At 61.6% G+C, this 12,234-nt stretch carries 11 protein-coding genes and 1 pseudogene; 8 read left to right on the forward strand and 4 right to left on the reverse strand.

The features are described 5' to 3' along the window. Positions 1 to 243: 243 nt before the first annotated feature. From NKH95_RS17520 to NKH95_RS17530, 3 genes and pseudogenes are all read left to right on the forward strand, one after another. Complete coding sequence (locus NKH95_RS17520; RefSeq protein ID WP_352892141.1) at positions 244 to 1,119, forward strand: ABC transporter substrate-binding protein; 876 nt, start codon at positions 244 to 246, stop codon at positions 1,117 to 1,119. Further along, a complete protein-coding gene (fhuB, locus tag NKH95_RS17525; RefSeq protein WP_352892143.1) occupies positions 1,112 to 3,163 on the forward strand; it encodes a Fe(3+)-hydroxamate ABC transporter permease FhuB in 2,052 nt (683 codons plus the stop codon). The genes NKH95_RS17520 and fhuB overlap by 8 nt, the downstream gene beginning before the upstream one ends. Positions 3,164 to 3,186: 23 nt before the next feature. Beyond that, positions 3,187 to 4,076: pseudogene (locus tag NKH95_RS17530) on the forward strand (alpha/beta hydrolase). On the opposite strand, the gene NKH95_RS17535 reads toward NKH95_RS17530, so the two are convergent. From NKH95_RS17535 to parS, 4 genes are all read right to left on the reverse strand, one after another. Continuing rightward, on the reverse strand, positions 4,073 to 5,182 hold the full coding sequence (locus NKH95_RS17535; protein WP_352892146.1) for a DUF4432 family protein: 1,110 nt from the start codon (positions 5,180 to 5,182) through the stop codon (positions 4,073 to 4,075). The pseudogene NKH95_RS17530 and the gene NKH95_RS17535 overlap by 4 nt on opposite strands. 175 nt (positions 5,183 to 5,357) lie before the next feature. Continuing rightward, positions 5,358 to 5,795 carry a hypothetical protein gene (locus NKH95_RS17540; protein ID WP_023813918.1) on the reverse strand — a complete coding sequence of 146 codons (438 nt, stop codon included), beginning with the start codon at positions 5,793 to 5,795 and terminating at the stop codon, positions 5,358 to 5,360. A gap of 229 nt (positions 5,796 to 6,024) precedes the next feature. Next, complete coding sequence (locus tag NKH95_RS17545) at positions 6,025 to 6,534, reverse strand: RES family NAD+ phosphorylase (protein WP_352441449.1); 510 nt, start codon at positions 6,532 to 6,534, stop codon at positions 6,025 to 6,027. Further along, positions 6,531 to 7,016 carry a type II RES/Xre toxin-antitoxin system antitoxin gene (parS, locus tag NKH95_RS17550; RefSeq protein ID WP_352554104.1) on the reverse strand — a complete coding sequence of 162 codons (486 nt, stop codon included), beginning with the start codon at positions 7,014 to 7,016 and terminating at the stop codon, positions 6,531 to 6,533. The genes NKH95_RS17545 and parS overlap by 4 nt, the downstream gene beginning before the upstream one ends. Before the next feature lie 433 nt (positions 7,017 to 7,449). On the opposite strand from parS, the gene NKH95_RS17555 reads away from it, so the two are divergent. From NKH95_RS17555 to NKH95_RS17575, 5 genes are all read left to right on the forward strand, one after another. Then, entirely contained in the window at positions 7,450 to 8,643 is a 1,194-nt protein-coding gene (locus tag NKH95_RS17555) for a tyrosine-type recombinase/integrase (protein WP_352892148.1), read from the forward strand. 200 nt (positions 8,644 to 8,843) lie between these two features. Next, complete coding sequence (locus NKH95_RS17560; protein ID WP_352892150.1) at positions 8,844 to 9,179, forward strand: hypothetical protein; 336 nt, start codon at positions 8,844 to 8,846, stop codon at positions 9,177 to 9,179. Between the two features lie 3 nt (positions 9,180 to 9,182). Beyond that, positions 9,183 to 9,461 carry a helix-turn-helix transcriptional regulator gene (locus tag NKH95_RS17565; protein WP_352892152.1) on the forward strand — a complete coding sequence of 93 codons (279 nt, stop codon included), beginning with the start codon at positions 9,183 to 9,185 and terminating at the stop codon, positions 9,459 to 9,461. A 4-nt stretch (positions 9,462 to 9,465) separates the two neighbouring features. Further along, a complete protein-coding gene (locus tag NKH95_RS17570) occupies positions 9,466 to 10,533 on the forward strand; it encodes a hypothetical protein (protein ID WP_352892153.1) in 1,068 nt (355 codons plus the stop codon). Between the two features lie 1,301 nt (positions 10,534 to 11,834). Beyond that, the gene (locus tag NKH95_RS17575) at positions 11,835 to 12,227 is read left to right on the forward strand and encodes a helix-turn-helix domain-containing protein (RefSeq protein ID WP_352892154.1); all 393 of its coding nucleotides are present in this window, start codon (positions 11,835 to 11,837) and stop codon (positions 12,225 to 12,227) included. Positions 12,228 to 12,234 lie beyond the last annotated feature (7 nt).

The following is a 12,234-nucleotide window of genomic DNA, read 5'->3' on the forward strand; positions in this document are numbered from 1 at the left end:
GCCACATCGCACAGCGCTGTTGTACGGGCGAATCGCCTTGCGGCCAAGCGGCGGCTGCGCCCGGCATGCGGTTGCGTAAAGTTGACTTGTCAGGGCCATCAAAATGTTGACTATTAGACTCATGTTTCATAGTCAACCGGGCAGTGGTCACTGGAGACCGTATCCCGAAAACCAGGGCACGCCGCATTGCAGAGAGACCGAGAGCCCCAGTCGAGAGCCGCGTCCGATCACTTGCGCAGCCGAATGACCCGGCGCCAGGCGCTCGGGCTTTTCACGCTGCCGTTCGCCGGCATGGGGTTCTCCACGGCTGAAGCCCGTCCGTTGCGCATAGTCTGCCTGGATGACGGGTTGACCGAGACCTTGCTCATGCTCGGCGTCAGCCCGGTCGCCATTGCCGATCGGGAGGTCTGGGAGAAATGGGTGGTCGAGCCGCGGCTGCCGCCTGACATCGCCGATGTCGGCACGCTGCTCGAGCCCAATCTTGAATTCCTGCAGCAGCTCAGGCCCGACATCATCCTGTCCATGCCATATCTCGACGGCATCAAGCCGCTGCTCGAACGCGTGGCTCCGGTGACGACGATCGGTCTCTACACCGAAGCCGGGCAGCCCTATCAGCGCGCCGTCGAGGCGACGCGCCAGCTTGCAGGGCTTGTCGGCAAGGAAAGCGAAGGCGAAGCGCTGATCGCGGCGGCAGACGCGTATTTTACGGAGATTCGCCGGCAACTGGCGCCGCTGTCGGCACGGCCGATCTATGTCGTCAGCTTCCTGGACCCTCGCAATGTGCGCGTCTACGGCGCAAAGAGCCTGTTTCAGGAGGTGTTCGACCGCATCGGGCTCAGCAACGCGTGGACGGCGGAGACCAATTACTGGGGGTTTTCGACCGTCGGTATCGACGGGCTGGCAACATCCAGCGATGCGCGCCTCGCCTATCTCGAACCCTTGCCTGAGGGCGCCGGCGGCACGCTGACCGAAAGTCCGGTCTGGAACGTCATGCCCTTCGTGCGCAACCACTCGATCATGCGCCTTCCTGCCGTCCTGATGTTTGGCGCGCTTCCATCCGCGCGCCGTTTTGCTCGGGTCCTGGCGTCGGCGATGACCGCGGAGGCCGCCCGTGGCTGAGGATGCTGCGGCCATTGCCCAAGGGGGAAAGCATGCATCTGCCGGCCGGGCCTCCGCGTGGAGCTTTTTCAGCAATCAGCCGGTAGGCGCGATCCTGCTTTGCGTGATGTTGGTCGTGGCGGCGATCGCGGCAACCGTCTCGAACCTCACCGTGCAGCTGCCATCGGCGCTTTGGCTCCAATCGCTCGCCGCCCCCGACATTGATGATATGCGGCAGGTGCTCGTCCACTACGCCTTCCTGCCCAGGCTTGCCGTCAGCCTTTTATGCGGTGCGGCGCTCGGGCTTGCCGGAACCGTCCTGCAGCAGGTTCTGCGCAACCCGCTCGCCTCGCCCGAAACGGTCGGTGTCTCGGCCGGCGCCTATCTGGCGCTGGCACTAGCAACGCTTCTGTCACCGTCGCTGCTTGCCTTTGGCCGCGAATGGGTGGCGCTGGGCGGCGCATTCGTTGCCCTTGCCGCCGTCATCGCTCTGTCCTGGCACAAAGGCCTGTCACCGCTTTCGGTCGTGCTGGCGGGGCTTGTTGTCAGTCTCTATGCCGGCGCTATCGGCGCTGCCCTCATTGTGCTGCGGCATGAATGGTTGGCCGGCCTGTTCATCTGGGGCGCCGGTTCGCTGGGCCAGCAGGACTGGTCGACGACACTGTGGCTGTTGCCACGCATCGGCGGCGCGGCACTGGCGATCTTCCTCATGGTGCGGCCGCTGGCCCTGCTTGGTCTCGACGATGAAGGCGCGCGCAGCCTCGGCGTGCCGCTCGGCGCCTATCGCTTCGCAGGACTGGCGGCCGCGGTCGCCCTGATCGCGTTTGTCGTTGCCGCTGTCGGCGTCATCGGTTTCGTCGGCCTGGCCGCGGCGACGCTCGCGCGCATCGGCGGTGCCCGGCGGCTGGGCCAACAACTGGTGATGGCGCCGCTGATCGGCGGGGCGCTGTTGTGGACAGCCGACCAGGCCGTACAGATCGCCACTGGACCGCAAGGCGACCTGCTGCCGACCGGAGCGATCACAGCACTTCTCGGCGCGCCTCTGCTTCTCTGGCTGCTGCCGCGCCTTGCTCTTGGCTCGGAAGTCCCGACCTTGATGGCCGCGCGCCTGCCGCGCGCAAGCCGGCCCGGCCTTATACTGACGGCGATCGGCCTGGCCCTGCTTTTGCTGCTCGGGCTGGCCCTGCTCTATGGACCGGGTCCGCATGGCTGGACCTTCGCCTTCGGCGACGAGCTGCAGCCTTTGCTGTCGTGGCGGTGGCCTCGTGTGCTTGCCGCGCTGAGCGCCGGGGCGATGCTGGCGCTCGCCGGGCTGATGATGCAGCGGCTGACCGGCAATCCGATGGCCAGCCCGGAAGTGCTTGGCATCAGCGCCGGTGCCGCCCTTGGCATGATGGTGGCGCTGTTTGCGCTCTCCGATGCCGGACGCCCGGTTCAGACGGCGGCGGCAACCATCGGCGCCTTCGCCGCTTTGCTGGTGACGCTGGCGATCGGCCGCCGTGCCGCCTATGCGCCGGAGCGGCTGCTGCTCGCAGGCGTTGCCCTGACGGCCTTGTTCGACGCGCTGATCCTGGTGCTCACCGCCACCGGCGATCCGCGTGCCATGCTGCTGCTCAACTGGCTGACCGGCTCGACCTATGGCGTCGATGTCGGTGACGCCTTGCTGACCGGTGGTATCGCCGTCTGCCTCTTCGCGCTCGCGCCTTTCTTCATGCGCTGGCTCGACATCCTGCCGCTCGGCCCCGCCGCCGTGCAGGGCCTTGGCATTGATCTGAAGAGGACGCGGCTTTTCGTGCTGCTGGTGGTCGCGGCACTCACCGCAGCCTCGACGCTGATCGTCGGTCCGCTGACCTTCATCGGCCTGATGGCGCCGCATCTTGCCCGTCGCCTTGGCCTCTCCCGTGCGCTGCCGCAGGCCGTTGGCGCGGTGCTCGCCGGCGCGCTGATCATGGTCGCCGCCGACTGGGTGGGCCGCACCGCCATCTTCCCGCGCCAGGTCCCGGCCGGTCTCGTCGCCACACTGATCGGCGGCCCGGTGCTGATGTGGCTGCTGCGCCGCCGCTGACCGTTTTGCTCCTGGAGATATCCATGTCCAAGATATCCATGTCCAACGCGACCCCAGCCTTGATCGCCGACACGACGTCCACGATCTTGTCCCGGCGCAGGGCGGCGCCCCCTGGCGGATATTCCTGCATGTGCCGTCCGGGCCGGTGCCAGAAGCCGGCTGGCCGGTCCTCTACATGACCGACGGCAATGCCGTCATCGGCACGGCGGTCGACGCCATGCGCGCGCAGGCCTTCTATCCAACGGGCACCAATGTCGGCTGGGGCGTCATCGTCGCCATCGGCTATCCCGTCGAGGGCGCCTACGACCCGTTGCGCCGCTCATGGGATCTCGGCCCGCCGCCGGGCAAGACCTACCCGCCCTTCTACGAGGGCACGCCCGAAGTTCGGACGGGTGGGGCAGCGGAATTCCTTGCCTTCATCGAAGACGAGCTCAAGCCATGGGTCGCCAGTCGGGTCACGGTCGACACAAACCGCCAGGCGCTTTACGGCCATTCTTTCGGTGGCCTGTTCGCGCTCTATGCCCTGTTCACGCGGCCGTGTGCCTTCCAGACCTGGATCGCGGCGAGCCCCGCCCTCTATTGGGAAGAGCGTGCCATCGACCGCTTTCTCGAAACCTTCGAGGCCGCCGTTCCCGCTGGTTTGGCGGCGACCATGATCCTGTCGGCCGGCGAGTACGAGACCGAGAAGCTGGCGCCGTTCCAGATTGGCGCCGAGGACGAGGAAAAGCGCCTGCGGCAGAAGAAGGTGACACGCACCGACGAATTCGCGCGGGCAATGGCGCAGCGGCTTGATGCTCTCCCGGGCGTGCGCGCGCGCTTCGAGCTGCACGCCGGCGAGAACCACATGTCGATCCTGCCGGTCACGGTCAATCGCGCGGTTCAGGCAGCGTTTGCGGTCAGGGCTTGCGACTAACGGCCTTCACCTCTCAACGCTGCGATGGCTTGTTCCCGTTGTGCGGCTGCGTCCGCGTCCATAGCGCCAAAACGCAGGGCACAGCGGAATTTTTCCCCGGGTACGACGCGAACCAGGCGGCCTCTTTCCTTGGCCGCAAGATAGCCGTCTGGTTCGGCGGTGGCCGGCAGCACGAGGCCAAGTGCGTCCTGGTCGGCGCCGCGCGTGATCCAGCGGACGGCATAATTGAGCTCGTCGGGGCGAAAGCTGACGAAATCCGCCGTACGGTCCGGATGGACCTGCAAGGCGTGCGCCCAGCCCTGGAGGTCCGCCTTAGCCCTCATCGTCAGCACGAGTTCTGGGTCGATCGGCTCGCCCTTGGTCAGCAGGCGATGCCGCGAAGGATCGGCGACAACGGCATCGCGGTAAGCAAGGTAGCTTTCGCTCGGTGTGAAAAAGGGCGGCAGCGTCTGGCGCACGACAATGTCCGCGGAATCATCCGCTACGGTGTCGACCAGGCGCCCGCCATCGGCCGGCTTGAAATTGATGTGCGCCAGGTACATCAACTCCATGGCCGAGCGTTTCAGGTTCTCGATCACGATGTCGACGGCGACGCTGCTGGCATCGAGTTGCAGCCGTACGGTCGGCTCCATCACATAGTCATGGCTGAAAGCGACGGTCTGTCGGCAGCGCCCCGTCAGCGCCATGAAGGGTCCTTCGGAATTGCTGCCGGCGATCAGTTGCACGTCCTGATAAGGCGCATTGGGCAGATCGCCGTGAAGCGGGTGACGGTCATCCGGGCCCGGATTTCCCATTGCGGTGGCGCCGCAGTGAATGAAGAGCGCGCCGTAGTTGGAAAGATAGTCCCGGGTCGCGACCGGCTCATCGAACATCGAGCGCATGGTCAGGGAGCGGCCGAGGAAGGTCGCGTCCCAGATCTGCTGTCCTTGGAACGGCAGCATGACGATTTCGCCCTTCGCGTTGCTGATCCGAAGCCCGGCAACGCCGGATCGATAGCGAAAGGCGGTGGCGACAAGCCCGCGATAGCGCGCGACGATGGTTTCCGACGCGCCGAACTGCTCGGGCACGAGGTCGACGAAGACGTGATCGGAGTAGTCCAGATGCATTGTTTCGACCTCTATCTTCCGCAAGCGTGCGTGCCGATAGTCGCAGGAAACATCTGGAAATCAACGGCAGCACGCCTCACAGCTTCTGCCAGGACGGCTGGTGGAAAAGTCTCTTCGCGCCCTCCTGGGAGAGCGCTCGAAACTGCAAGCTTGCCAGGCAATATCCCGCGATTGCCTATCCGCGAGCCGGCGGCAGCTCGAACAAAGTGGCGCCATTCTCCCGGCCGCGCTCGACATAGCCGATAACGCCAAACCATCTTGCGACATCCGGCCCCTGCAGCCAGCTGCGCGAGTGGATGGCGAGGTTGCCGGCGAGCGCCTGGATGTGCCGGATATGCCGCTTGCAGAAGCGAACGGTCGCGGCACGGAAGAAGTCCTCCCGTGCGGCGAACAGCGTGTCGGCGGCGTCGCTGTTCTCATGCCAGGCGATGATCGCCACGGCCTTGTCGCCCTCGACAAGCGCGTGCGCGCGGCCCTCCTTCAAATTCATCATCAGATTGTCGTAGGCGATCTTGCTGTCCTTGCCGGCCGCCACGTATTCGTCCGACATCCGCTTGGACAGACCGCGAAAGACATCCTCCAGATCCCCAAGCGTTGCTGCGCGTGCTCTCATTTCACCTCCTGCAGCCCCGGCAGGCAGTTTGCCCCAGGGTTGACGGGTGGCCAAGCAAATTAAATCCGCATGCAGGCAGAAGAGCGCAAACTTGTTTCGGCCAATGATGCTTGCGGTGACCGGTTGGCCAGCTTTTATGGCCACCCTGCTGGCCGTCACCAAGCGGCAGATATTTTGGCTGCGACTCCCGGTGAGCCGACGCCTTGCACACAGCGCCCACGCGGCCAGATTAGCGGCCGGCCGGGGGATGCAGCCTTGTGTCGAGAGCAAAAGTTTCCTGGAGCTTCAGCGCATAGGTATCTGTCGCTACGCTTGCCACGAAGATCAAGTTCCAGCTATGTGAAGAGACCGCACTCGGTATCGCCACCACGCGATGGCCCATCAGAAGGTCATCCCCGAATGCCTGCTGACCCGCGCTTGGTATGCCGGGGCGCAGCCAGTTCGGATTGGGCACGCTTGCAGGATCGACGACATGTATAGCCGATGCATCGCTGATGACAGCGGCTGTTAACGTGTGAGGAACTGTGTCGAGGGCGCGAAAACCCTTATGTACGGCGACTTCGAGGATAGCCGTGGCGGGATCGATCGAGCAGTACACAGCTCTTACGCCCTTGCTGTTCCAGCGGCCGCCCACCCGATAGGCACCTTCGCCACTATTCCATGTCGCGGCATGGACGGCCTGGTCAAGCCGCCACGCGATGAGTTCCGTTCCTCCGAGCGCTATTGGCAGAGGCGTCATGCATAGACGCCGTATTCAAGCCGTTCGAGATAGTCTTCGACCAGTTCCACGCCGGCGGGAGTGCCCAGAAGATCGATCGGACGGCGCTGGTCGAGACCGATCGCCGGGCGCTCCAACCATTGCTCAGCTTCCGCCTGCGTACCGAGGACATCCGTCGCCTTCGCCAGGATCTCTGCGAATTTCCAAGTCCGTCCGCTTTGCTCTTGGCTAAGAGGCTTGGATGGAGCGTCTTTGCGGCGCTGCCAGGTTCGCAGGCTCATACCAACCGCCTTTTCGAGGGACGCCGTCTTGTCAATGAAGACCAGTTGTCCGACGAGATGGTTTAGCGCCGAGGCCGGCAGGCCACTTAGAAGCAATTCATGCGCATCAAGTGCGCTGGTCAATCGACGCGACAATATACGAGACCCGCCGAGCAGTGCCTCCACTCGTTGGAGACCGCCGTCTCTCGCTTCCGTAACGACCTTATCCGCCGTAGCCGTCATGTGCGCCTCCTGCGTCAACTGTCGCGTAAAATATGACAGTTGACGGTGGCGATTTCAAGTGGGCAGCGGGCGCTACTTGAACCCAGTCCGGAAGATATGACCGAGTGCGCGGCGTCGGTAGCCAGATGATTAGAATTAAGGCCGGAAAGGCGGTCGTATCTGACGTAGTGGGCAGGGTCTTGACGGCGCGCAAGACGGCTAAGCGTCCAACGATTAAGTCATTGATATTGTCTGGAAAATGGTGCCCAGAGGCGGCATTTTCGTACGACCTCAACGTGTATCATGGTGGGTCAACCTTCTTGCTAATGCAGACACTTAGCCGATTCTCATGTCTCACACTGTCGCAAATGAATGCAACCTATCATAGATAGAAAGGTGGATCTTGCGGTGGTTTGCGATAGGTGTATTTGGGAATTTTGGAGAGGTGGATGCAATGCGTGCCCTCAACCGACTAAGTGCCATTGCCGTCAAGAAGCTAGCGCCAGGCAAGCACGCCGACGGCGGTGGATTGTGGTTGCTCAGGCGCGAAGACGGCGGAGGCCAGTGGTTCTTGCGCTACACCATATACGGCAGGCGGCGGGAAATGGGCCTGGGGTCCATCGTGGAAGTCAGCCTCAAGGAAGCGCGCGATGGTGCCGACAAATGGCGGGCAGTGGCGCGGGCTGGAAAAGACCCCATCAAGGTACGCGACCGGGAGAAGCGGGAAGCCGCACGCAACCTGCACCTTTTGGCCGACATCGCCCAAGATGCTTTTGAGTCGCGCAAGGCTGAGCTGAAGGGAGACGGGAAAGCTGGCCGATGGTTTACGCCGTTGGAACTGCATGTGCTGCCCAAGCTGGGAAAAGTGCCGGTTGGGGAAATAGATCAGCGGGACATACGCGACACGCTGGCGCCCATTTGGCATGCCAAGGCCGATACCGCGCGCAAGGCAATGAACCGGCTGAGCATATGTCTAAAACACGCCGCTGCCCTGGGCCTGGAAGTCGACCTACTGGCCACAGATAAGGCAAGGGCCTTGTTGGGAAAGCAGCGTCATAAAGCCCAGAATATTCCCGCCATGCCTTGGTCGCACCTGCCCGCGTTTTACGCCACGCTTAAAGACGACAACATCACGCATTTGGCCCTGCGCTTGCTGATCCTCACGGGGGTGAGGTCAGCGCCTATCAGATATATTCGCCAGGACCAGATTGAAGGTGACGTGTGGACGATACCGGCCGAGGCAATGAAGGGGCGGCGGGACGCCACCACGGAATTCAGGGTGCCCTTGTCAGCGGAAGCGCTGGCCGTGATTGAGAAGGCCCAGCAGTTCGAGCGTGACGGCTACCTCTTTGCCAACCCGAAGAAGGGCGTCATTAGCGATATGGCCATGAGCCAGCACATGAAGCGTGCCAAGCTGGAGTACAGGCCGCACGGGTTCAGATCATCATTGCGGGATTGGCTGGCGGAAACGACGAACGCGCGGCATGAGGTAGCCGAAACCATGCTTGGCCATACGATCGGCTCAAGCGTTGAAAGGTCCTACCGCCGCACCGACTATTTGGATCAAAGGCGTGAGTTGCTGGAGCGCTGGGCGGTCCATGTCGCAAGCCACGTCGGGAAAAACTACCGTGCGCGGGTCCGGCTCTAGGTGCACGAAAGGTCGGTCGGACAGCGCCGCTCGATATTTTTTGTAGAACCGCTGAAATATTTTTCCCCTCTGGCTGTTACGCGTGCCTACGCGCACGCGCTGGACGGAGCTGCGTCCGGAGTGATGGATTCACTTTTCTTGTCGACCTAACCGTCTACTGATACCGACCCGCGACCTAGTCAAACTATGAGGTTGCGCCGATGGACAAAAAGATCACGAGGGGACCACGAGTAAGGCAGCATGGCACCGACGCCCAGCGGGTAAGAACTTGGCACGAGCTGACTGACCGCGAGCGGGATGAACTGCTACCCCCGACCCAGCGCCGCACGCTACGCCTGGGGTTTTTCGGTTGGGAGCACCGCTATGTTCGGGCAAGCGTGGCAGCCAATATGCTCGGCATCGGCGCTGCTGAGTTCGGCAAACTAAGCCGAGAACTCGAGATCAACGAACTGAGTGCAAAGGGGCAACGTCTGTTCCTTGTCCGCGACGTGCTGCTCATAAAAGCAGACCTGCATAGCCGTGGCACAGGAGTTTAGGTGATGGCTCAGGCCGTGAAATTTCTGAGCGTCAAGGAAGTTGCCGTGACGATGCACGTGTCAGTCGCGACAGTCTGGCGCTACGCGCAACGCGGCACGTTGCCGGAACCGATCAGGATAGATGGCCACACCTGGTGGATCGAGAGGGAAGTGCTGGCCGTGATTGAGAAGAAAATGGCAACCCGCCAGACGCACGTAAATGCGTCGGTACAGCCGCCACAGGCATCGAAGAACAAGAACAAGCGTATCCGTTTGCGGTTGGAAGAAGCGGGCTTGAGATAGCGCCATGCCCGCGATCCTGACCATCCCTGGCATTGGAACTTTTCAGCCGACCTTCGACGCGGTCAACATTTGCACCGACGTGCCAAAAGACCAGCTAGAGCAAATCTTGCCAAAGAAGCAGCTTGAGCAACGTAGCCACGCGTTCCAAATTGAGAACAGGCATGGGAGGCAAGGCAGCCGACTTAAGATCGTTTGCCTCCCAGGCAAGGCGGTGCTGAGGCTCCTGAAAAAGCATGAAGCTGCACTCGGCTCCTATTGGGCAAACAAGGTGGAAGCGGCCTTCGACCTTGATGCTGGGTCGGTAAAAGGCGCCCTCCTTCTTCGAGATTGGCAGCTACGGCACCTCGACAAGGTAAATCACAAGCGCGGGTACATCGGGTTCGTAAGCAAGGCGAAAAAAGGTCCGAGTCTCACGGCGGAGCGACTGAAGCGTCGAGGCCTGTTCGACCACCCCACGGTCTACTTCGAGCACGATAAGGCGGCCCACAACCTGAAAATCTACATTCGGCGAAGGAAGCTGGCGCTACGGCAATTTGGATCGATCATTACCCGCCTTGAATGGACATCGAAGGGCCGCCGGGCTGTCAAGGCTCATTTCGGCGGCGACCAACTTTCGGACCTCATCAACGCCAACTTGGAAAGCTACCTTCACCGGTTCCTAGTGCTGGAACAGATCGACTACGTCAAACTTGGCAAGCAGCTCTCACCGCGGACCGTGATGCGGCACGCGAAACCGACCAACGCGCGCGCGAACGCCGTTCAGGTAACCGCACTTTTCCGCAGTGTGGACTACCGAGCAAGAAGGGTCGCCCACCTTGCGATCAAAGTGCTCGAACAGCGTGAATGGCCACAGATAGCAGAAGTCCCGGAAGAAGTTTGGCGATCATCCCCGGCGCAGATAAAGGGGCGGTTCCGCAATGCCCTCAGAAAGATGCAGGCAAGGCGACGCGCGAAAAAGCCGGCAAGCCGACGGCGTCAGCGACACCCGCTTACAATGAAGAAGCTGCAAACCTGCTTCACAAGAATCCCACTGAGACGGAACCGCATATGGCTGCGAAAAAGGCGGCCGTAACAACCCTAATGAAGTGCACAGACAACACTACCGCTCAATTCCTACGAATTTTCAGTAAGATAAGACAACCACAGCTTTCATATAGAACGATCACGACTTAACGCCGACAAGCCTCATGCGACGACAGCGCTTTCTGACGTCGTGGGACATGGAATTCTCGGTTCTGGAAAAGAACCATGTAGTGAAAATGATTACGTCGGCCCCGAAAAAGGGCTGGCTGAAAGCCACCGTGTCGGCTTAACGCTGAGACCTTGGCGGAACAGTGCTCTTTTCGCCCGGCGTCCAGCGTTGGTGGAAGGTCAGCCTTCGACAACGGGCGATACAGCTTGAAACGGCACGTCAGCCGGCAAAGTCCTTGCAAACCGCCTTCGTACGCTTCTAGGACCTGTTTTCCCGCGCCGCAGTCATCGGCGTTGGCGGGATGAGTCGGTCCGGACCAGGCGGCATCCACTCAACGGTCTAGACCATGCTTCACAGGTACAAGTGATCGGCTACGGCGAGTCAGCTTAGTGACCCGAGAAAAGGCCGCACAGTGGCTTGTGGCATTTGGCCGGTGTTGGAGCCGGCAGATACCGTTGCGCTTGGTGGTGGCTGTTTCTGAGGCTAGGAGGGGCCGGTCCCGACTTGCGGCACGGGAGGGGTACCCATTCCCATCTTACCATCGGCCGTCGCTTAGGTAGGACCGTGCTCTTTTCGTTGGGTGAGGAACAAACGCCGCTGGCCCGCCTGCCAACTACATTTGTCGCCGCGACACATGAGCGGACAGCGGGGAAGAACCACGCGCAGGTGGCCTTTATGCAGGCGACTTTGCTGCCGCCCAGCAGCCGTATCTCTTGGGTGTCATTACGGGTGCGCCTACGCACTGGGCGGGCACGCCTCATTGGGAGTTGGCACACGGCAATACGCGACCAACTCTACGAACGGTGAACAAGCACAGGGATGTTGCTGTGCGTGCGACGCGCGAAAAAGCCGGCAAGCCGACGGCGTCAGCGACACCCGCTCACTGAGCGGGCCCCATAAAGAACTGCTTCATCGGAGCAGGCCGAGGGAGCGGCGGTTCCTATTTTGCGCTGGGAGGGGGGTACCTTCCCAAGCTTTCCTTGCCGACATATCGCTACCGTATTTGTTGTTTCCCTGATTGACCGGAGCCTAGAGACCGAGGTGCCGAACGGGCCGAGGTGTGCACAAACAGGGATGGCGAACGCGCATCACTTATCATCTATAATCAAAAGTTGACAAAAGTTTATGTAACAGATACACCGCCCTTGTGCCCCTTATCGCGGGCGGCGGGAGAAAATCATATGGCTACCTTTGACCCTACAAAATTCCAGCAATTCCCCAATGGACCGCTGACGCCGCAAACAGTCCAACGCCTTGTGGCGATCAAAGAACGAACGGGGATGGCATATGCGGCCTTGGGTCGTAAACTTGGATTCAGTGGAACGTTTTTGCATCATCTGATGAACAGCAGTGCAAACGTGGGCACTCAGCACATTGAGCGGATCGCTTCCGCCCTTGATCTCCTGGAAAACCCCGGTCAGGTCGCCGAGGGTCCTGCGAGCGTGGCGGGCATGCTCCAACACAGCTTTCATCTCCGGCCAGGGCTTCAGATTAGCATCGATCTCCCCGACGACCTGACAGACAGGGAGGCCGATCGCTTGGCCCGGTTCGTTCAGTCACTTCCGGTCGCATGAGCAGAAA

Source organism: Mesorhizobium sp. M0848 (assembly GCF_040319805.1).
Taxonomy (GTDB): Bacteria; Pseudomonadota; Alphaproteobacteria; order Rhizobiales; family Rhizobiaceae; genus Mesorhizobium.